Source organism: Asticcacaulis solisilvae (assembly GCF_052327315.1).
Classification (GTDB): Bacteria; Pseudomonadota; Alphaproteobacteria; order Caulobacterales; family Caulobacteraceae; genus Asticcacaulis; species Asticcacaulis solisilvae_B.
The window spans coordinates 1,977,988-1,998,675 of sequence record NZ_CP166196.1 but is presented as its reverse complement, the minus strand read 5'-3'; the positions used below and the strand labels follow the sequence as shown (position 1 = coordinate 1,998,675).

The 20,688-nt window shown below is 64.1% G+C and carries 20 protein-coding genes; 9 read left to right on the top strand and 11 right to left on the bottom strand.

Going from position 1 to position 20,688, the window contains the following annotated elements; all coding sequences use genetic code 11:
* Window positions 1-87: 87 nt before the first annotated feature.
* The 5 genes from AB8717_RS09330 to AB8717_RS09310 all read right to left on the bottom strand — a co-directional run bounded on the left by AB8717_RS09330 (window position 88) and on the right by AB8717_RS09310 (window position 3,899).
* The gene (locus AB8717_RS09330; protein ID WP_443750757.1) at window positions 88-507 is read right to left on the bottom strand and encodes a RidA family protein; all 420 of its coding nucleotides are present in this window, start codon (window positions 505-507) and stop codon (window positions 88-90) included.
* Window positions 504-1,235 (bottom strand): DoxX family membrane protein, encoded by a 732-nt coding sequence (locus tag AB8717_RS09325; RefSeq protein ID WP_443750756.1) that lies wholly within the window; start codon window positions 1,233-1,235, stop codon window positions 504-506. Before AB8717_RS09325 ends, AB8717_RS09330 begins: the two co-directional genes overlap by 4 nt.
* Window positions 1,236-1,404: 169 nt before the next feature.
* On the bottom strand, window positions 1,405-2,244 hold the full coding sequence (locus tag AB8717_RS09320; RefSeq protein WP_443750755.1) for a DUF6597 domain-containing transcriptional factor: 840 nt from the start codon (window positions 2,242-2,244) through the stop codon (window positions 1,405-1,407).
* Between the two features lie 164 nt (window positions 2,245-2,408).
* Window positions 2,409-2,558, bottom strand: a complete 150-nt coding sequence (locus tag AB8717_RS09315) for a hypothetical protein (RefSeq protein ID WP_443750754.1) — start codon at window positions 2,556-2,558, stop codon at window positions 2,409-2,411.
* 93 nt (window positions 2,559-2,651) lie between these two features.
* Window positions 2,652-3,899 carry a M50 family metallopeptidase gene (locus tag AB8717_RS09310; protein WP_443750753.1) on the bottom strand — a complete coding sequence of 416 codons (1,248 nt, stop codon included), beginning with the start codon at window positions 3,897-3,899 and terminating at the stop codon, window positions 2,652-2,654.
* A gap of 381 nt (window positions 3,900-4,280) precedes the next feature.
* Between AB8717_RS09310 and AB8717_RS09305 the strand changes: the two genes are divergently transcribed.
* Window positions 4,281-6,113, top strand: coding sequence for a DUF6345 domain-containing protein (locus AB8717_RS09305; protein WP_443750752.1), 1,833 nt, complete (start codon window positions 4,281-4,283; stop codon window positions 6,111-6,113).
* Between the two features lie 97 nt (window positions 6,114-6,210).
* Window positions 6,211-6,573, top strand: a complete 363-nt coding sequence (locus AB8717_RS09300) for a VOC family protein (protein ID WP_443750751.1) — start codon at window positions 6,211-6,213, stop codon at window positions 6,571-6,573.
* A gap of 5 nt (window positions 6,574-6,578) precedes the next feature.
* On the opposite strand, the gene AB8717_RS09295 is transcribed toward AB8717_RS09300, so the two are convergent.
* Window positions 6,579-7,292: a hypothetical protein gene (locus AB8717_RS09295; protein ID WP_443750750.1), complete on the bottom strand. Its 714-nt coding sequence runs from the start codon at window positions 7,290-7,292 to the stop codon at window positions 6,579-6,581.
* 118 nt (window positions 7,293-7,410) lie between these two features.
* Here AB8717_RS09295 and AB8717_RS09290 point away from each other — a divergent pair, with 118 nt between their 5' ends.
* Window positions 7,411-7,824, top strand: a complete 414-nt coding sequence (locus AB8717_RS09290; protein WP_443750749.1) for a hypothetical protein — start codon at window positions 7,411-7,413, stop codon at window positions 7,822-7,824.
* Window positions 7,825-7,962: 138 nt separating this feature from the next.
* Here the strand turns inward: AB8717_RS09290 and galA are convergent, their stop codons facing one another.
* The 4 genes from galA to pelA form a co-directional block, all read right to left on the bottom strand.
* On the bottom strand, window positions 7,963-10,839 hold the full coding sequence (galA, locus tag AB8717_RS09285; protein ID WP_443750748.1) for a beta-galactosidase GalA: 2,877 nt from the start codon (window positions 10,837-10,839) through the stop codon (window positions 7,963-7,965).
* A gap of 210 nt (window positions 10,840-11,049) precedes the next feature.
* Window positions 11,050-11,271: a hypothetical protein gene (locus AB8717_RS09280; protein WP_443750747.1), complete on the bottom strand. Its 222-nt coding sequence runs from the start codon at window positions 11,269-11,271 to the stop codon at window positions 11,050-11,052.
* Between the two features lie 129 nt (window positions 11,272-11,400).
* A complete protein-coding gene (locus tag AB8717_RS09275; protein WP_443750746.1) occupies window positions 11,401-12,441 on the bottom strand; it encodes a GAF domain-containing protein in 1,041 nt (346 codons plus the stop codon).
* Between the two features lie 94 nt (window positions 12,442-12,535).
* On the bottom strand, window positions 12,536-13,840 hold the full coding sequence (gene pelA, locus AB8717_RS09270; RefSeq protein WP_443750745.1) for a pectate lyase: 1,305 nt from the start codon (window positions 13,838-13,840) through the stop codon (window positions 12,536-12,538).
* A gap of 138 nt (window positions 13,841-13,978) precedes the next feature.
* On the opposite strand from pelA, the gene AB8717_RS09265 reads away from it, so the two are divergent.
* The 6 genes from AB8717_RS09265 (at window position 13,979) to AB8717_RS09240 (ending at window position 19,802) form a co-directional block, all read left to right on the top strand.
* Window positions 13,979-14,560, top strand: coding sequence for a TIGR00730 family Rossman fold protein (locus AB8717_RS09265; protein WP_443750744.1), 582 nt, complete (start codon window positions 13,979-13,981; stop codon window positions 14,558-14,560).
* A gap of 55 nt (window positions 14,561-14,615) precedes the next feature.
* Window positions 14,616-15,998, top strand: coding sequence for an SEL1-like repeat protein (locus tag AB8717_RS09260; RefSeq protein ID WP_443750743.1), 1,383 nt, complete (start codon window positions 14,616-14,618; stop codon window positions 15,996-15,998).
* A gap of 173 nt (window positions 15,999-16,171) precedes the next feature.
* On the top strand, window positions 16,172-16,720 hold the full coding sequence (locus tag AB8717_RS09255) for an outer membrane beta-barrel protein (RefSeq protein WP_443750742.1): 549 nt from the start codon (window positions 16,172-16,174) through the stop codon (window positions 16,718-16,720).
* A gap of 170 nt (window positions 16,721-16,890) precedes the next feature.
* Window positions 16,891-17,304: a response regulator gene (locus AB8717_RS09250; RefSeq protein ID WP_443750741.1), complete on the top strand. Its 414-nt coding sequence runs from the start codon at window positions 16,891-16,893 to the stop codon at window positions 17,302-17,304.
* A 20-nt stretch (window positions 17,305-17,324) separates the two neighbouring features.
* Entirely contained in the window at window positions 17,325-17,957 is a 633-nt protein-coding gene (locus tag AB8717_RS09245; protein ID WP_443750740.1) for a protein phosphatase CheZ, read from the top strand.
* 150 nt (window positions 17,958-18,107) lie between these two features.
* A complete protein-coding gene (locus tag AB8717_RS09240; RefSeq protein ID WP_443750739.1) occupies window positions 18,108-19,802 on the top strand; it encodes a methyl-accepting chemotaxis protein in 1,695 nt (564 codons plus the stop codon).
* Here AB8717_RS09240 and AB8717_RS09235 read toward each other — a convergent pair.
* Window positions 19,799-20,635 carry an aldo/keto reductase gene (locus tag AB8717_RS09235; RefSeq protein WP_443750738.1) on the bottom strand — a complete coding sequence of 279 codons (837 nt, stop codon included), beginning with the start codon at window positions 20,633-20,635 and terminating at the stop codon, window positions 19,799-19,801. The two genes, AB8717_RS09240 and AB8717_RS09235, sit on opposite strands and share 4 nt — an antisense overlap.
* Window positions 20,636-20,688: the final 53 nt, after the last annotated feature.

The window sequence follows — 20,688 nt, the reverse complement described above, 5'->3', positions numbered from 1 at the left end:
TAGAGTCAAGCGAGGTGGTGGCCACAAAACAAAACAAAACCTCCCCCGATTTCAGGAGGCGGTTCTGATTTGAGCGCGTCCTTAGCCCTACGCCGGCATGGCGGCGATGGCGTCGATCTCGATCATGAAATCCGGATTGGCCAGCCCCGACACCATGACCACCGTCATGGCCGTCGGGCGCCGCCCCCAGACCCGGGACGCCGCGGCAAACGCCTCCTCGGGGTCCGAGCCCTCGACCAGGTATACGGTCATCTTGACGACGTTTTCGGGCGTACCGCCGCCGGCGCCCAGCACCGACAGCAGGTTCCGCAGCGCCTGGTCGGTCTGCGCCCGCAGGCCGACCACGACATTGCCGGCGATATCGACGCCGTTTTGCCCGCCCAGGAACAGCAGCCGCCCTGCCCCCGTCACCAGCACGCCGTGCGCCGAGGCCGGATTGTAATGCACGCTGGCGGGATTGATCTTCTCTATGTCCATATACATGGCGGCAACACTCAAAACATTCACGCCGATTGCCACACCGCCGGGGCCTTGAACGCCCACGGCTTGTCGGCCAGCGAGCGCGCGACGATCCAGGCCGAGCCCGACAGGGTCATGGCCGCTGCCAGCATGGTCCAGTCGATCTGCATCGCCTCGGGCTTCGGCCCGGCGACAAGCATGGGAATGTGCACCAGCACGACGAAGCTGCTCATCATCACGGCTTCGAGCACGGCCGCCAGCCGGGCCATGACGCCCGACAGGATGGCCAGCCCGGCCAGCAGGTGCCCGGCGCCCGTGATATAGGCCAGTGCCAGACGGAAGGGCAGGAAGCCCGGGATCATCTGCGCCGTGAAATCGGCATAGACGAAGTGCGACAATCCGAAAACCACGCAGGCCAGGCCAAAGCCGATGCGCGCCGTCATGACCAGACCCGGGGAACCCAGCCAGGACCGCTCGAGCGCGGTCCCCCTCGCCGTCAAGGCCGTGAGGGTGACGGCTCCGCACAGCATGGCCGTATCCTCGGACAGCGGCAGGCATGCCCCGACGCTTAAGCCCTTGTGACTGAGGGCCAGTTGACCGAGGAACACGACCTGCGGAATCCAGAAGAGCAGCATGAAGGCGGCGGTTGCCAACACCGCCGCCCATGCCGCCGTGCGCGGGACAAAAAGGATCAGGGCGCATACGGACAATAGCGCTCCCGCCCCCCGCGCCAGTTCGGGCTGCAAGGGGATACCCACGATCGGCTGCCATGGCATGCTGAATGCGCCGAACGCGATGTTCAGGACACCGAACAAAAGAAGCCCGGCCGCAAACAGATACCGATCAGCATGACTCGCGTGCATTTCCCGTCCCCTTACGATTAACGCTGCCAGGGAAGCAGCCGTTCAGTCCTAGGGCCGGGCGCGCCCCCGCGCTTGTAAAAATTTAACCTGCGCGCAAAAGCCGGGTGTGGCCGGCATGGTCCGGTGTCTCGGCGGCGACGCGGCGGCGCAGCGCCAGGTACTCGCCGGGCGTATGGCCGGTGAAGCGCTTGAAGTCCTTGTTGAAATGCGCCTGGTCGAAATAGAGATGGTCCTGGGCGACCTCGGTCCACACCACCGGCCGGGCGATATCGACCGTGTCGAGCAGGTATTGCAGGCGATACAGGCGCGCCAGGGTCTTGGGCGGCACACCGATAATACGGTTGAACAGGGTGATCAGGTGCTTCTGGCTGACCCCGGCCGATTGCGCGAGGTCGCCGACCTGGACGTGGCCGTGACTTTCCGCCAGCGCGGTCAGGGCCGGCGCGATGCGGCCGCTGTCGGGCCAGCGCCGGATCGCCCGGGTCAGCAGGGTCTCAAGGACCTGGAACCGCGCCTGCGCGCCGCCTGCCTCGTAAAGGCGCTCGCGCACCTCGCCGGCAAAGCGCCCGAGCACGGCGTCGAGCGCCACCACCTGGTTCGCCAGTTCGTCGGCCTCGACGCCCAGCACGGCGAAGCCGCCGCCGGGGCGGAAGCGCACGCCGATATAGTCGGGGTTCGTGGGCCAGGTCACCGTATGGTATTCGTCCCACAGCCCCATGCACCAGCTGTCGCGCAGGGCTTCGGTGGCGGCGCCCTCACCGGCGCGCCGGGCATGGAAAGGGTCGCCGAAATTGATCTTCAGGTCGGCGCACGGCATGGGCATGACCTTTTCGATCGCATACGGCATCGGCCCGGCCGGGCTGTAGAAGTATTCGACGAAGGCCGACAAAGGCGGCGCCGGGTAATGAACCAGGAAACTCATCAGGCGTCTTCCGGATGGCGCGGACCTTATGTCCGGCCTTATCCTTGCGGTACCATAACCCGGTTTTTTCCAAAATGTGACAGTGGATAGCGTTACCGTATCCGCTCACGCATGTTTTGATCGGCTGAAACCCGGATTGCCGCCGCCCTGGACCGGACGCTTGCCTATTCCGCCGGCTCGACGGCTTCTCTTTCCCGCTTACGGCCGCCATCCCGCAGCAACTGCCTGAGCGCCACCGAGATCCACATCATGCCCACAAAGGCAAATCCGGCCGTCACGACGACAGCCGCCAACACGCATACCAATAAAGCCATACTCTACGCCTACTGGCCCACCCATGCCCTCCGCATATGGAAAGAGCGGCGTTATGCGCAAGCCCGCCGTTCGATCACGAACGCGTTTTGCGGTCACCGCAAGGTATCGAAGGCTTCCGCGCGGGCAAAATCGCCACGCTGCCTCCAGCCGTCACTGAGGAACCGGCAGAAGTCGGCCTTGTCATGCGGGTCGACGATTGCGCGCGCGGCGCGGGTCAGAAACGGAATGCCCTCCTCCGCCCTGCCGGTAACAACTAGCCAGGCGCCCCATGTGCCCTGCATTTCAGGCCTGCCAGGTAAGGCCTGAAGAGCTGCCCTTGCGGTCTCCCCGGCCAGCGCCATGAAGTCCGGATCGCCCAGCTTGATAGCGCTCCACGCCACATTGGCCTGGATCCAAGGAAGGTGTTCGCTCGCGCCTTCGGTCTCGGGGCGCATCATCTCCCGATGCTCTTGATAGAAGTCTATGACGGCGCGGTCGCCGCGCGCCCGCGACAGGTTGTGCATTATGCTGTTGGCCAGGAACATCCTGTAGGGAGAGTTTTCCCAGGCTTCGGAAGCCACCGCCACGGCCATCTCGAACTGGCCTTGGTGCTGATGGGCCTGCACCCGATACACATCGACGACCGCCGCCGATACGGGCGTCTTCCTGGTCCCGAATGCATTCACTATGTGCTGCCCGTCGGAGACCGTGCCCGCATGATCGCCCGTCTTCCGCGGGATCAGATTGAAGACGCCCATTACGAGATTGAAAAGGCCAAAGCCGCCAAGGATCGCCGACAGGACGCCGGCATCTGCCACAAGCCGGCTGCCGACAAAGGCCACTGCCGCCGCCAGAAAGTTCGCGCCCGGCCCTGCTGCGGCGATGAAGGCATTGCGCACCCTGCCGGCAGAGCCCTTGGGATCGATATGCAAGACCAATCCGCCGACCCAGGGATAGCGCAGGATATCGAAGTTCACGCCGGGCAGTCGCAGCCTGCGCCGGATCGGGCCGCTGCCAACATGGGCCGTCCATACGACATGACCGCAAAGCCGCGCCGCATAGGCGTGCCCGGCCTCGTGAACGAACACGCGAAGCGGCAAGCTGAGCAGCGCCGTCACCGCCATGATACAAATGAAGCCCGCATGCACAGGTTCATGCAATGCGACAAGCGGAATCGCGAACAGGAAGCTCAGCGGCGACATCAGCATATGCAGCGTAGTCTTCTGCTCGAACGGCGTCGGGTTATACGGCAAACACGCTTCGCACACCGTCTTGTTCCGGCCGAACAATCCGCCGCGCTCGCGGCGGAAAAACGCCGCGAAACCGCTTTTGAAACCACACTCGCTACAGCGCAATACCATTCCCCCGGCTACCCGTCCTTCATAGCCCGGGCATTCCCAAAGTCAAAACCCGCTAAGGTGGCATTCCCCAGCGGAAACGGTTTGCCAAAAGCATTACATCCGTGTAATGTCGAAATCAGGAAGGGCGATATTTCAATATTTTTTGATATATTTGCACATCTTCCGTGCACGTCCCCGGTTTTTCACCGGGCGCGAAGACCATGAGTCCGGTGCGTGCACCCTATATAAGCGTATGGTTACTTACCTGCTTACCGTAGTTGCTTAAGAACCGTATCCGTCAGCATTCCAATTAAATCCTATTCACGCGCCGATACCGCATATTCGGCCGCGCGCGTGTGTTTATCTATGCACCCAAAAGTTTATAGCTGGGAGAAAACACTCATGCCTTTCGTTAGGAACCTGTCCTTCGTGGCGCTGATTGCCACCGGGGCGATCGCCGGCCCCGCGCTGGCGCAAAACATCGACTTCAAGACCGACATCCCGCAAGTCCCTGCCGAGATCAAGGTCTTCAAACTGACGGCCAGCAAGCCGCCGGTCGCCTTCGTCAACGAGACCCTGCGCCTGTCCAAACTGCCGGCCCTGACCCAGGGCAACAAGGCGCTGGTGTCGAAGGACGCCCGCGTCAAGGACGACCCGGACCTGGTGCGCGCCTATGTTGATACCCAGAGCGGCGACACCTATATCACGCCGTCGACGGCCGACCTGGTGGCGCAGACCGGGCGCGGCCTGACCGAAGACACCGCCCTGGTGGCGGCGCGCAAGACCTTCGACAATGAAGCCTTCATCCCGAAGGACGGCACCCAGCTGAAGATCATCGCGCCGATCGTCGTGTCGGGCGGCTCGACCACCCGGCCCGTGGCGACCAATCCGCGCCTGACCGCCACCACGGCCAAGCTTGCAGCCACCACCAAGCTGGCGCCCGGCGCCACACGGCTGATCCGCACCACCGAACCGCGCACCATCATGGTGCTGGTCCCGGCGCAGCGCTTCGCCGCCGGCCTGCCGGTCTATGGCCGCGGCTCAGCCGCCGTCGTCACCGTGGCCGGCGACGGCACCGTGGCCGGGGTCCTGCGCCGCTGGCGCACGGCCGACGGCGGCGCAAGCGTCAAGACCGAACTGAGCGCCGAACAGGTCAAGGCCGACATCCTGCGCCAGCTCAAGGGCAAGGTGCCGGAAGGCTCCTCCGCCGTGGTCGACAAGGCCGAGCTCAGCTACTACGACCGCAATGAAAATGCCCTGACGCCGGCCATCCGCTTCGAGGCCGTCATCACCCCGCGCGACGGCAAGCACTCGCCGATCCGCCTGGAAGGCTTCGTGCCGGTCGTCAAGGCGGGCGACACGGTCCCGGATCTGGCCGGTCCGCCGGCAGGCGACGGTCCCGGCGAAGCCAAGCAGCCCAAGGCCGCCGGTCTGGCCTCGATCAGCGCCTCCGACGAAGCCAAGCTGCGCGCCGAAATCGGCGGCGCCGGCACGCCCGACGACTTTACGCTGGGCGAATACGCCAACCAGGACTGGCAGAACGACAGCGGCTATGTCGACATGTCGTACGCCTTCCTCAACGGCCTGAAGGACAAGACCAGCCAGGTCAACCGCACGCAGTGGTACGTCGCCCATAACTGGGAAGTCGTCGGCCCGTCGTCGAAATACTACATGAACGCGGTCAACGTCGCCTACACGGTGCCGCACGGCGACTGGCTGATCAACTCGACCGACCGCAACTGCTGCGAGGACTGGTATGTGCCCAACATCGGCACCGGCGGCAATCCGGGCTTCGGCCACGCGGCCGGCGGCGTGCTGGCGACGTGGGTCATCATGTCGTGCGAAGTCATCCCCAGCTACTATGACCGCCTGCACGAAGCCGGCGGTTCGGGCAACGGCTATACGGCCTTCGACGCCTGGTGGCCGGTCTTCCAGGGCCTGCACAACGTCATCGGCTTCCGCACCATCATGTTCTATCCGGACGACGCGCTGAACTACGGCTTCGGCCAGCACGCGGCAACCGGCGCCGACATCAACACGGCCTGGTTCCAGGAAGTGGCGGCGCATGAAGGCGGCGTCGGCACCTATGCCAGCCAGCACCTGGCCGGCGCCCCGCAGGTCCATTACGACCGCGCCTCGACCATGATCGACGGCCGCGACCTGGGCCACTCGATCTTCCACGTCACGGCGCAGAGCGCGTCGTCGACCCTGTGGAGCTTCTGGATGGGGAACTAGGCTGACGGCGAGGCGGTCAATCGGCCGCCCTGCTCTCTTCCTTGCGCTTCCCTCGTTTTCCGTAAAAAATGGCGAGGTGCAAGATTCAGGACCCTCCATGCCCGAACTCAACCGTATCCTGCTCTACGTGCGCGACATGGCGGCAACCGCCGCCTTCTACGAAACGCACTTCGGTTACCGCGCCACGCAGGAGCCCGGCGATCGCCTGGTCGAGCTGATCCCGCCCGGCAACGGCGTGCTGATCGCGCTCCACCAGGCCGCCAAATCCCAGAAAGGCGGACAGACCGCCGTCAAGCTGGTTTTCGATGTCGAGGATGTCGCGGGCTTCTGCCGCGACTGCGCCGCAAGGGGCCTCGATTTCGGCCCGATCCACGAAGTCCCCGGCTATCAATTCGCCAATGCCAGGGACCCGAACGGCAACACCGTCAGCGTCTCCAGCCGGGCGTTTCGCAAGGCGTGACGCCGTCAGTGGCGCATGACCGTTTTGCGGGCCTGCTTGACGTCCCACGCATGGCTATCGTCCGGCAGGTCAAAAGGCGCATTGAACGCGTCCCACACCGCCTTCTGTTGCGACCATTCCCTAAGCCATCTACGATCTTCAGCCGACACGCTCTCCCAGTAGGCTGCGTCCTCGCCATCGCGCATCGCCGCCTGTACGATTCTGGCCAACTGGACGACGACAGCGCCGTTTTGGGGGGGCAGCCAGTCCGACAACAAGCTGTTGAGATCGGTGCCTAAAATGGCGTTGGCGCACAAGAGGTGAGACGCGTCGAGAACGTCCGGATCCGCACCGCGTGACATTCGCAAGGCAGATGCGAAAACATCTCGGACGACTGCCTGTTCAACTTTCGGCCATTGCGTCCATTCAGAATAAACTAACTTGCCCGCGATCACTTCGGGCGACAATCCGAGCCATGGATGTTCGCCCCGGCCCAACTCCAGAATGCGGGGCAGAAAATGCTTGTAATCATCGACTGTGCCGATGGTATAAATCGCCGACCCCGCATAGGCGCCCAGATTGTCAGCAGACAAGGTTTTCAACGAAGAGGCGCGAAGCTGCATCAAGACCTCCGGCACATTGTGTTTGGGCGCCGCCTTCATGGTCTCCGGACAGGTGTAATGGGCAAAGACCTTGTAAGCCTCTTCAATATTTACTCGCCATTCCTGTTCCGGTTCCATGAACTCACCTTGATGAAATAAACAGTCATAAGAAAAGTGAAATAATCCACCAATCAGTTTCGCATCATCCCGTCACGCTATCCGCTTGGTTTTGCAGCCGCAAGCGGACGGATACGCCATGGACGAGACCAGCCCTTCACGCCGGGCCATCAAGGCCGAAACCATCGACAGCTTCGAAGGCGCCGTAGCGGCGGAAAACGGCGAGCATATCGTGCTTAAGCTGTTTATCGGCGGCGAACAGGCCTTCTTCGCCCTGCCCCGCGAATCCGCCCTGACCGTGGCCCAGGCCCTGATGACCAGCGAAACCCGCGCCCGCGTCCTGCAAAACCCCGACAATGTCAGCGTGCCCGCCGTCCGTGTCGGTGGCTACGGCATGGCCGTGTCCGATACCGGCCTGCCCGTGCTGACCCTGGAAAGCGCGCCCGGCGTTCAGATGGCCTATGTCATGGAACCGGAAACGGCGCGCGACATGGTGCGCGACCTGCAGCACGTCCTGACCCTGATCGCGACCGAAGGCCAGACGCGGCAATAATTATGCCTCTGAACGGGGCCGCCCACTGCCGGGTTAATATTAAGGCGACCCCGCCCAGGGGTGTCCACTTGCGCGAACACCACCTGATTAAATGCCCAAGCTGATGCGAAGCTGATTTGCCGCCGTCAAACACGGATTTCAGGCCACATCGAAACCAAGCGACGCCGGCGCGAGCCCGTCGGCCGTGGCTTTAAGCATTGCCTTGCCGGTCCCGCTGCCGTCCGACTGCACGATGACCTGCGCCCAGCCGTTGAACACGCTGCGCGCCCACGGCTGCGCCGGATGCGTCACGCGCACCGTGCCCCACAGGCTGCCATTGACCGAGCGGTCGAACAGGCCCTGCACCCCGCCCTTCGGCGTCTCGAAGACATAGGTCAGGCTGTTCTGCTCGGCCAAAACCGCCGGATCGAGTTCGACGACCATGGCGCCGTCCTGCGTCCTGGGCGTGACGCGCGTGCCGTTGACATAGACGGTCTGGCTATCGCCCAGCGCGCCGACGAACAGCGTCACCTTGTCGCCCGCCGCCATGGCCGGGCGCGCGAAGCCTCCGCGCAGCACCAGGCCCCGGGTCACCGCCGGCTGCTTTTCGGGCGGCAGCCATTGCGACGGATCGCGCCAGGCCGATGTATCGACCCCCGCCCCGGTTTCCGGCCGGTCGCCCGTGCCGTCGACCGCCAGGCTGCGCCACCCCGTCACGCCCTGGAAGTCGTGACGGTCGGCCGGCCGGTCGGCTTCGTGCGAGGCCGGATCGCCGTTGCCGACGCCGATGATGCGGATCGGCCCGGTGGTTTCGAAACGGACCGCATTGCCCGATGTCGGCGCGATCCGGCCCTGAGCGTCCATGACATTGACCCAGACCATGGCGATGTCGCAGCCGTCGGCCTTGAGGCGCGACACGTCGCCCGACAGGCTGACCTTGGCCGCCGCGCCGGTGGTTTCGGCCGTCGCGGTGGCGACGACCTTGCCGCCGGTCATGGCCTTTGCCACCAGCCGTCCCGGTTTATAGGGCACCGACCACTGCGCGTGGCCGTCCTTTTCGATCGTGCGCCGTCCCAGCGACTTGCCATCGAGGAACAGCTCGACCGCCCCCGCATTGCTGTAGGCCCGCACGTCGATCGGCTGGCCTTCGCGGCCGGGCCACGTCCAGTGCGGCAAGAGATGGACCATGGGGGCGTCGGTCCACACGGATTTCAGGTACCAGGCGCTGTCCTTGAACACGCCGGTCGTATCCAGCATGCCGAACTGCGACGAGATGGCCGGCCAGCCGAAGGGCGTCGTCTCGCCGCGATAGTCGAAGCCCGTCCATACGCACATGCCGGCCATCCACGGCCTTGCCTGGACGTGCTTCCAGCCTTCCTCGATGCTCAGCGAATTGCCGGGGCGCGCCTCGCGGTCATAGGCGCTGAGATGGCACGCCGCCCGGTCGTCGACATAGACGCCGCGCGTCGTGGTGGTCGACCCTTCCTCCGTCATGACGGCGGGCTTTTCCGGATGGTCGCGGTGGAAGCCGTCGACATCGTGCTGCGCCGCGTAGTTGAAGCCGATGACATCGGCTGCCAGCGACACGCCGCGCCCGGATCCGCTGGTCGCCACCGTGGTGCGCCGCGTCGGGTCGAGGCGATGCACGACGGTCTGCATCTCGGTCGCGAGGTGCGTGCCAAGATCGGTCCATTCCAACGACCATTCCTCATTGCCGACCGACCACAGGACCACGCTGGGATGGTTGCGGTCGCGCCTGACCATGCGCTCAAGCTGGCCGCGTATCTCAGGGCTGGTGCCCATCATGCGATGCTCATCGATCACCACGATCCCCAGCCGGTCGGCGGCGTCGAGCAGTTCCGGCGTCGGCGGATGGTGCGAGCAGCGATAGGCATTGACACCGAACGATTTCAATTGCTTCAGCCGCCAGGTCTGCAATCCGTCCGGCAAGGCGACGCCGACCCCGGCATGGTCCTGGTGATTGTCGGTGCCCTTCAGCTTGAGATTGTGGCCGTTGAGCAGGAAGCCCTTGTCCTTGTCGAAAACGACGGTGCGGATGCCGAAGGGGGTGTCGTAATGATCGGCCGCCTTACCGCCGCGCAGTACGGTTGTGCGCAACCGGTAGAGCGCCGGGTCGTCGATCGACCAGAGATGCGGCTTATCCACGCTCAACGCGGCGGTGACCGTGGCGTTGGCGGCGGCCTGTGTCGCACCCTGGACCTCGCCCGACGCCACCCTGCCGCCGTCCGGCCCGAAGATCTCGTGCCTGAGCGTAAAGGCCGCATCGGCGTCGCCGTCATTGTCGATCGTGGCGTCGATATCGACGCGCGCCGTCTCCCTGTCGACCGTCGTGCGCACGAAGGTCCCCCACTGCCCGACGTGCAGCGGGTCTGTAACGTTCAGCCAGACATGGCGATAGATGCCGGCGCCTTCGTAGAACCAGCCTTCCTCGACCGTGGCGTCGGCGCGGACGGCGACGGTGTTGTGCCCGCCATAGCTGAGATAGTCGCTGATATCGTAGGCGAAGCCGGAATAGCCGCTGGGCTCGGTGCCGATATAGTGGCCGTTCACCCAGACGACGCTGTCGCGATAGACGCCGTCGAAGCTGAGGACGACGCGCCGGCCCTGCCAGTCCGCGGGCACGTCGAGCGCGCGGCGGTACCATCCGACACTGTTTTCCGGGAAGCCGTGACCGATCGCCTTCGAGCCATGATTGGTATTGCCGCGCGCGTCGAAGGGCAATTCCACCGCCCAATCGTGCGGCAGGTCGACCTTGCGCCACGGCGCGTCGTTGAAATCGGGATTGGCCGGGCCGTCGCCGTAGCCCGCCTTGGCGAAGAAGAAGGGCCGCAAGCCATAGCCGAAATCCTTATCGGGGTCGGTGGCGTGGCCGTAGGCAAAGCGCCAGCCCTTGTCGATATTGATGCGGGCGCGAACGCTGGGCCCGGTTTCGGCGGCACGGGCCCCGATCCATGCCGGCAACAGCGTCGCCGCGCCGGTCGCGGCCCCCAGCCTCAATACCTGACGCCTGTCCATGGCGCTCTCCCCATTTATGATTTCATTTTGGGGAATTAGAGCGACCGATTCCCGTAAAAGGCAATCGTTTATAATATAATTCAGGCGAAGCGGGATGGCACTGTCGGCGGCGCAAGGTATGCGTCGCCGGAGACGACGTTACGCCCCCAACAGCCTGTTATCGCCGGCGGAGAGCCAGGCGGTGGACCCTACGCAAAAAAGCCTGGAAGATCAGGAATTTCCAAAGCCAAAGAACGAAACGCTCTTCTTGCTTTTTCTCATCTGACCCGAGAACCGTGCGCCACCGCTGACCAGGTCGGCGCGTTCGCGCGCGATATAGTAAAGCTGGTCTGCTGTCTTGATGCTGGGAGACTGCGCGAAGTTCGAGACAAGTGCCTCGGTCTTCCGGTCGAGTTCCGAAGCCTTGGACTCTGGGGCCATGTCCTTGCTCATATTACACTCTACTACTGCCAACGTCAGCATCCTAACAATGAGTCCATAAGATTTAGAATACGTTTATCCCGACGCCACTAATTTTTCCGCAAAGCAGCGGCAAAATACACGTACACGGGAACCGGCAGGTCATGTTGCACTGCCAGATATATCACCGCCGCCCTCGGGAGGCAAACGATCTGTGAGATGCGACAGGACTGCCAGCAAGGCTACCGCTCCGCGGAACATGCGCAAGGGTTCTATTTCGACACTGCCGCGTCCGGTTCCATCGGTCGCGAAGCAATTGGCGCGGTCGCTGGTGGCCACGATAACGCCCCAGGGGACCGGGCGCCCCGATATGACGATCGGCAAAGCGGCAAAAGACCTGTACTTGTTCGGATCATGATCGCGATGCAAGGCTTCGGGAATATGCAGCCAACTCACCTGGTCGGGATCGTTGGCATTTTCCACGATCAGCTCCCTGCCGATGCGCAGGCAATGGCCCGCAACGCCTTCTCCCATCCCCCAGACCCGATGATTTGCGGCTTCGCCCTGCCGTTCGGTACGGTCGCCGGCGATATAGACCAGCCCCTCCGACTGGCCATTGGCCGCTTCGACGTGGCGATAGACGGACAGCGTCCAGTATTCGCCGCTGATCACCTTCATAAGCGCACGCAATTGCCGGGATATCAGCGAGATCATGTCCCGGACCGAACGCTCGACGTCAGATCTTCCGGCCGCGATCTGCGTCTCGACGAACTCCCGCAATTGCTGGCTGCAGATATACACGTCGGCCGTAGTTACCAGTCGTGCCCGTAAGTCTTCTATGAACTGGTCCTTGGCAATTGAGTTGGCGTAGGCCGTACGGGCGCGTTCGACCGCTTCGTGAGCCTCAACCAGCATGTCGGGTGCGGAATCATCGACCGCAAGCGCCCAGAAGCCGCCGACCAGCGCCAGGCCGACGCCGATCCAGCCGACAATAGGGCCCAAGGCGCCGTACTGGATGAACTGCCCTCCGCCGGCCAGACCGGCGCCTACGACGACCAGCAACCCTTTTGTAAACTTGCTGGCAAAAGCCAAAGCCCGTCCGTACTCCCGCATCGACGTCACGATGCGGTCGCTTAGTTTCTTCATGGCTATATCGTTACCCGGGTCGCCCTGGCCCGCGCTCGATGGGTTGTCGTTCTGCAAAGCCGCCCCCTGATTGACGCTTTTGTGACGACATTAACCTTTAATAATTACGCGCGCCAGTTGAAAATTAACCCTTGTGCGACGGAAACAAGCTTCAGCCGCCGTCGCCCGGAAAGGCCTTTTCCCACTTCGCATAGGCGTTCAGCGCCTTTTGCGGCGTGGTGTTGTACCAGGAATAGCCGTTACGGCGTTCGGCGCTGATCTCCATCATGTCGTCGTGGATCGACTTGTCGCGGTCGCCGAAGATCGGCTTGCCGGTCTTGAGATCGTAATAGCGCGACCACAGAAGCGGCGCGCCGGGCTGGGCCTGGAGATGGCGGCCGGACGCGTCGCGCACCAGCGCCACATCGTGCAGCGCATTGTCCTTCAGCCATTGCACGCCGGCGCGGATCGAGGCCTTCACCTCGGGCGACGGGCTGTCGATGCGCATCAGGTAAACCAGCAGGGTGGCGCTTTCGGCGGCGGACAGCGACGGCGGCTCGAAATTGCGCGCCGACACGGGCTCCAGCGTCAGGGCGTCGTGCTGCTGCCCCCAGACGGTCAGCTTGCCGCCGATACGCACCTGGGTCTTCAGTACGACATCCAGGGCCTTCGCGTCAGCCTTCGCCGCCGCCGTGCGCACACCGTCCGGCGCGAAGGCGTAATCGCCCTCGCCCCTGGCCACGTCCTTCAGGAAGGAGACGATATTGTCGAGCGCATCGTCATTATAGGTGATGGCGTCGTGATAGCCGCCTTCCAGCGGATAGACCTGAGGCCAGCCGCCGTTCGGAAACTGCGCCGCCAGCGTATAGCGGATGCCGCGCAGCAGGCTCTGGCGGTACACGTCACCTTCCGGGCCGGGAACAGCCGCCTGGACGCGCGCCAGAAAGCGCAGCTCGGTAATCGTGGCGTCGTTGTCGAAGGTGCCGACATAGTGCCAGCTCATGTCGGCGAAATCGAAATCCGACGGTCCTCCATGCGCCGCCGAGGTCTGGGCCACATAGGCCTGGCCCTTCTGGCGGACCTGCCCGTCGCGCGGCGCGTTCTTGCCCCAGCCGCCGGCCGGCGTCTGGAAGCTGACGATGACGTCGGCGACATGGCGCGCTTCGGGTGTGGCGTACCAGGCGGCGTCGCGGTCGAGCGGCATGGAGCGCCCGGCATTGCCTTCCGGCACCGGCGCCGGAACGACGCCCAGGCCCTGGCGTTCGGCATCGAGCGCGGCATGGTCCGCCGCCTTTGTGGCCTCGGACGCCTTGATATAGTCGGCCCAGGCCCCGGCCTGCGCGCCGGCATAGTGCTGGATGCGTTCCGGCGACAGCTTTTCAACCGGCACGTTCTGCCCGACGACAGCGGCCTCCGCCGAGGCGGACAACAACAGCATCGCGATGGCGGCGGTGGACGCAAAAGACCTGAACTTCATGACGCTTCCTGGGGTTGGGCTTTATTTTTGCCGGACCATGCCACGAGCCGCCGCCGCAGGCAATGAAAAATGACACCGGTAGCAAAGACTTTGCACGGACGCCGAAAAGCGCTACGACACACGGTAACGGAGATCACCATGCAACGCATTTGCGTCTTTTGCGGCTCCAGCCCCGGCTACGATCCGCGCTTCATGGCCGCCGCCACGGCGTTCGGCGAAGCTCTGGCCCGGAACGGCATCGGCCTGGTCTATGGCGGCGCCTCGGTCGGGCTGATGGGCGCCGTCGCCGACGCGGTCATGGCGAAGGGCGGCGACGTCACCGGCGTCATCCCCCAGGCCTTGGTCGACAAGGAGGTGGCGCACCACGGGCTGAAGGATCTGCGCATCGTCGGCTCGATGCACGAACGCAAGGCGCTGATGGCCGATCTCGCAGACGGTTTTGTCGCCCTGCCGGGCGGCATCGGCACCTTCGAGGAGCTTTTCGAGGTCTGGACCTGGGCCCAGCTCGGCGACATCCTGAAGCCGTGCGCGCTTTATAATGTCGCCGGCTTTTACGACGGGCTGACGGCTTTTCTCGACAGCGTGGTGGACAAGGGTTTCATGAAGCCGCTTCACCGCGACATGCTGATCGTCGCAGACCAGGCCCCCGCCCTGCTCGACCGCCTCTGCGCCTACCGGCCGCCGGCCCAGTCCAAATGGATCACGGCCTCGGAGCGCTGAGCTTGACTTTCGCGCGCCCGGGCGCATCCTCGCCGGACGATCGAGGGGGGAATTCATGCGATCCAATATACTGACAAGCGCGGCGGCCGCGCTGATTGTCATTGCCGGCTTGAGCGCCGGACCGGCTTCGGCCGTCGTGCCGGCGCTGCGCAACCAGGTACCCATGTCCGCCGAGGCAAAGGCACAGTTGCGCGCCCGGGCCGAAGCCGGCGACCCCGACGCCCAGATGGATATGGGCCTGCTCTATTCCGACTGGTACGGCCAGGCCCCCGACTATGCCGAGGCGATCAAATGGTACCGCATGATCGGGGAAAAATCGTCCCTGCACGATGGCGCCAGGGCCCAGATCGCCCGTCTCGAAGCCTTCATCGCCGAGCACAAAAGGCTGTACGGCCAGGCGCAGGACGGCGACGGCCAGCACCTCTACGCCTTTGCCCTGCATCTTCCGCACGGCGCCACGGGACTGGACGGTGACGCCCCCATGCCGCACTGGATGCTAAAGGCCGCCGAAGCGGGCCACACAGGCGCGCAACTCAGGATCGGCACGCTCTATTTCCGCGCCGCCTATGTGCGCCAGAGCAACGCCCATGACGAGGTCGCCGCGACGCGTCAGTACGAGCCCTACCCGTACAGCGCCACGGACCGCGCCTATGGCGGCGAACCCATCGGCTTCGACGACGAAACGCCCGAGCACGACATGCCGAACGCCATCCTTTGGCTGGGCAAGGCCGCGGGCGCCGGCGACGTCCAGGCGCAGTACAATCTCGGCATCGCCTACGCCGCCAGGGGCCCGACGCAGGACGTGACGAAGGCCGGCCTGTGGCTGCATCGCGCCCTGGCGGCTCAGCCTAGCCTGCCGCTGACGGCGTGCGTACTCGACTTTACGGGCAGGCTGCGCCTGATGACGACAGGAGTCGACGCCAATGCCGATCCGGTCTCGATGATCGCGGTCGACAGCCGGCCGGATTACGCGGCGGCTTATGCCTGCTACGGCAGCGCCCGGCCCGGACATCCGGAAACGGCGTTCTATCTCGGCCAGATGCTCCATCGCGGCCAGGGCGTACCGCGCGACGACAATCGCGCCATGATCATGCTGAACCGGGCGCGCAATACGATCTACGAACCCGATGCCCTCTACGAAATGAGCCTGATCTATCGCGACAGCCGCACGATCGCGCACGACCCCATCCGCGCCTATATCCTGATGACCCGCGCCATCGCGGCGATCCGGATGCGGGTGGTGCCGTCGTGCAGCCCCGGCGATGCCGAGGCGGACCGCAGCAGGCGCCTGCCGGAAATGGAGGCGGACCAGACCGCGCTCTATGCGCGGCTGACGAAGTCGCAGCGCCTGGCTGTCCGCAACGAACTGAAACGCGAGCACCTCCCGCCCGGCCCAAATGAAATGATGCCGCTTCCCGTGGTCCAGGGATGCATGTGACGGCCGCGCCCGGGTCGCCGGGCCGGCAAGCGCGGGCGTGATTGTCCGATTATTGCAGCTTTGCAAAAATATCACACCTTGTGGTGTACGCATAATAAGATGATAGCGGTGCGTTGACACCGGTCCCGAATGCTGGTCAATCGCCCGCTCCATTAGCACAAGAGGGGGTTTACATGCCTAAGTCTTTGATTCTTTCCGCCATTGCCGTTTCGGCTCTCGCTTTCGCCGTTTCGGCCAACGCCGAAACCGCCAAGCCGGCCGCCAAGTCGACCGACGCCTATATCGAAGTCGGCGGCGCCGCGGCCCGCGTCAGCGGTGAAAACTTCGGAACCGCCAACTTCACCATCGGCAAGACGATCAACCGTTCGTTCGCCGTGGAACTGGAAACCCAGGTCGGCGTCACCAGCAAGAGCTACACCTACGGCGGCTACACCGTGAAGCTTAAGGTCGACCATGCCCTGGCCGGCTACGCCGTCGGCACCCTGCCCGTGTCGGCGAACGTCGACCTGATCGGCCGCGTCGGCTACATGACCGCCCAGGTCAAGGCCTCCAGCGGCGGCGCGGCGGCCACGGATTCGGAAACCGGTCCGGCCTACGGCATCGGCCTCCGCTACTTCCCGAACGGCGGCAATGCCGGCGTCCGCGCCGACATCACGCACTTCGACCTGAGCAACGGCCTGAACGGCGACCTGTACCAGGTCTCGTACATCCGCCGCTTCTAAACATCTGTGTAAGCAGAGGCTTTCCGCCCCCGGAGTCCGCTCCGGGGGCTTTCGTTTTAATACGGGCAAGCCGGCGCGGGGCGCACCGGCGGCCTGCCACAATTGCGTAATCTTATCTCAATCCATTTTGGTTATGCTGGCGGGAAGTGTCCATTTTGCCAGAGTGAACCATGGCCCACAGCGTCCTGATCCTGGAAGACAGTAAGACCCAGGCGACGATTATTTCCAAGATGTTCGAGAAGGCCGGCTTTGCCGCCACCTGCGTCCCGACCGAGGAAGAAGCCCTCGCCCTTCTCAAATCGCACACCTTCCACCTGCTGGTGCTGGACGTCTTCGTCGATGGTCACAATACGCTGGACGACCTGGCCCTGTACCGTGAGCTGGCGGCGGGCGTGCCCATCGCCATCATGACGGCCGGCCACATGGCCAATCCGGAGTCGGGCGCAGACGCGCTCAACAAGGCGCGCCGCCAGCGCGTCATGTTCCTGCTGCCCAAGCCCTTCTATTTCGACGACGTCAAGCAGATCTGCGAAGACGTCGGCGGCTACTGGGCCCGCCGCGAAGACACGGCCCTCGCCTCGTAATCCAGCCCGAGACGATTTTCATGACGAATTCAAACGGTGCTTCCGCCGCCGATGACGGCTGGCAGGACGTGTTCAAGGAAGCGGGCATCGATCCGCGCCTGTTCGTGCTGGCGAAGCAGTCCGAAGCCCTGGTCGACACCATGTCGGACGTGTTCCGCCGCATCGACGCGCGCTGGATCACCCAGTTCCGCAGCATCTACGACGCCATCGGCGAAGCCAAGGCCGAAATCCGCTCGATCCGCCCGCTGGAAATGGCGACGCACCGCCTGCCCACGGCGACCTCCGAGATGGACGCGATCACGGTCGACACCGAACTGGCCACCCATACCATCCTGGCCTCGGCCGAGACCATCATGGGCCTGTCCTCGACCGACGCCGCCACCAAGGCCGCCGTCGACGACGAGATCATGAAGATCTTCGAGGCCTGCACATTCCAGGACCTGACCGGCCAGCGCGTCAGCAAGATCGTCGGTCTGCTGTCGCAGATCGAAGGCCGCATCACCAAGCTGGTCGACACGCTCGGCGTCCACGACGGCGAGGATCATGAGCCTGTGTCGGCGGAAGAACAGCGCCGCCGCGACCTGCTGCTCAACGGCCCGGCCGTCGGCGGCCCGGAAACCAACCAGGCCGCTATCGACGCCCTGTTCGACTAGATTTCGCCCCTCCCCATGCAAGGCGCAGGGAGGGGTAATTGTATCGAAACGCTCATCCCCGCGTTGCGTTTTATAACAAATCTTATGCGGTTATTAACCGGCGCATCCGATGGTTAACGCCATTGTTGCATAGTCTCCGGGGAAACCGCCGTGCGCCTGTCGTACAAACACCTGCCTGTCGTATCCAAGGTCCTGATCCTTTTGAGCGCGCTGGGCGCCGTATCGATCTTCGCCGTCATCTTCGCCACCAGCCAGATGACGCGCATCAGCCATGACTATGACGACGCCATGATGGGCTCGGCCAGCGGCACCACGGCGCTGGCCCGCGCCACGGCCCATACGGGCTGGACGGCGCGCTCGATCTTCCGCCTGATCATCGCCGAAGGGCCGGCGGACATCGCAACCGCCACCGACGAGATCGAAAAGAGCGGCCAGATCTTCGAGGCCGAGCTGGCCTCGGCCATCGACGCCATGCCCGAGCAGAAGGACAGGCTGGAAGACGTGCGCGGCGCCTATCGCACGGCCATGTCCCAGGCCTGCGCCGAAGCCGTGCGCCTCGGCAAGGCGGGCCAGCGCGATGCCGCCATTCATGAAATGAACACCAGTTGCAGCCCGGCATTGCTGGCCGTCAGCGACACGATGAACAAGCATATCGACGCCAATGTCGAGGCCAACGACCACCTGGCGGAACAGTTGACGCAAAAGGCCGCGACGGCGCGCACCGACACGCTGGTCGCCGTCATCGGCGGCCTGATCCTGGTGTCCGGGCTGGCCTTCTGGCTGACGCGCTCGGGGCTTTCCCTGCCGATGCGCCGGCTGGACGGCACCATGGCCGATATCTCCAACGGCCGCCTCGACGCGACCGTGCCGGGCCAGGACCGCCGCGACGAACTCGGCGGCATGGCGCGCACGGTCGAGCGCTTCCGCCTGGGTCTCCAGGAAGCCGAAGCCCTCAGGCAGCAGGCCGCCGAGCAGGAACGTCTGACCAATATCCGCATCCGCGACGAACGCCTGGCCATTGCCGACGCCTTCGAGGCCAGCATGGGCAAGCTGGCCTCCAGCTTCGTGCGCTCGTCGGGCGAGGTGTCGGACGCCGCCCAGAGCCTGGCCGCCACGGCTGAGGAAACCTCGCGCCAGGCCCAGATCGTCACCGGCGCCGCCGAAGACGCTGCCGTCAATGTCTCGACGGCGGCGGCGGCCACCGAGGAAATGACGGCCTCGGTCCACGAGATCAACACCCAGGTCCACCATGCCGCCGACATCGCTAAGGCCGCCGTGCACGACGTCGCGGGCACCGAAGGCGAAATCCAGTCGCTGACCCTGGCCGCCTCGGGCATCGGCGAGGTCGTCCAGCTGATCAGCGATATCGCCTCACAGACCAATCTCCTGGCGCTCAACGCGACCATCGAAGCCGCCCGCGCGGGCGAAGCCGGCAAGGGCTTCGCGGTCGTGGCGTCCGAGGTCAAGCAACTGGCGACCCAGACCTCGCGCGCCACGAAGGACATCTCGGACAAGATCGAGGAGATCCAGGCGGCGACGACACGCAGCGTGTCTTCGATCGGCAAGATCGTGTCGACCATCGGCGATATCCGCTCGATCTCGGCGACGATCGCCTCGGCGGTCGAGCAACAGGGCGCGGCGACACAGGAAATCGCCGCCAACACGGCCCGGGCGTCGCAAGGCACGCACGAGGTGACGCAGAACATCTTCGGCGTCGGCCGCGCCGCTGAGATGACAGGGGCGGCCTCGACCCAGCTGATGTCCCTGGCCGGCGACCTGTCGCACCAGGCCGACCAGCTCCAGACCGAAGTCACCGCCTTCGTATCACGGCTAAGGGCGGCCTAGAGGTCGAGCCTGCGCTCGCTCATCCATTTGACGATTTCAGGATCGCGGTGAGAAAAGAAGCTGCTGGTGTCCGTATCCAGCGTGGCAATGCGCGCCATGTCGTCGTCGCTGAGTTGAAAGTCGAAGACCGCCAGATTTTCCGCCATCCGGTCCTTTCGGACGGATTTCGCCAGCGCAACGATGCCGCGTTGGACCAACCAGCGCAGCACGACCTGACCGACGGACTTGCCGTACTTTTCCGCGATGTTCACGAGTAGCGCATTTTGGAAGAGCCCGTTGCGGCCCTCGGCGAACGGCGCCCACGCCTCCGCCTGAACGCCGATGCTCTTCATGAATTCCGCGCCTTGCGCCTGCTGCTGAAAAGGGTTCACTTCGACCTGGTTGACGGCAGGCGTTATCTCGTTGAACGCCTTGATATCCATCAACCGATCGGGCTGGAAGTTGCTGACGCCGATGGCCCGAAGCTTGCCCGTCTTGTAAGCCGCCTCCATGGCGCGCCACGATCCATGCACATCGCCGAAGGGTTGATGGATGAGGTACAGGTCGAGGTAGTCGAGATTCAGGCGCTGCAACGAGCCGTCGATGGCGCGTGTCGTCTTTTCATATCCGGTGTCCTGCACCCACAGCTTCGTGGTGACGAACAGGTCGCTCCGGGCAAGGCCGCTGTTTTTGATGCCGGCGCCGACGGCCGCTTCATTCATGTACGACGCCGCCGTGTCGATAAGCCGGTACCCGGTGTCGATCGCATCGATGACGCAGCGCTCGCATTCCTTTGCGTCGGGAATTTGAAAGACGCCAAATCCAAGGGCCGGCATCGACAGGCCGTTGTTCAAAGTCACATTTTGCATGGGATGCTCCACATCGGAAGGTGGTCACGGCTGCCTTG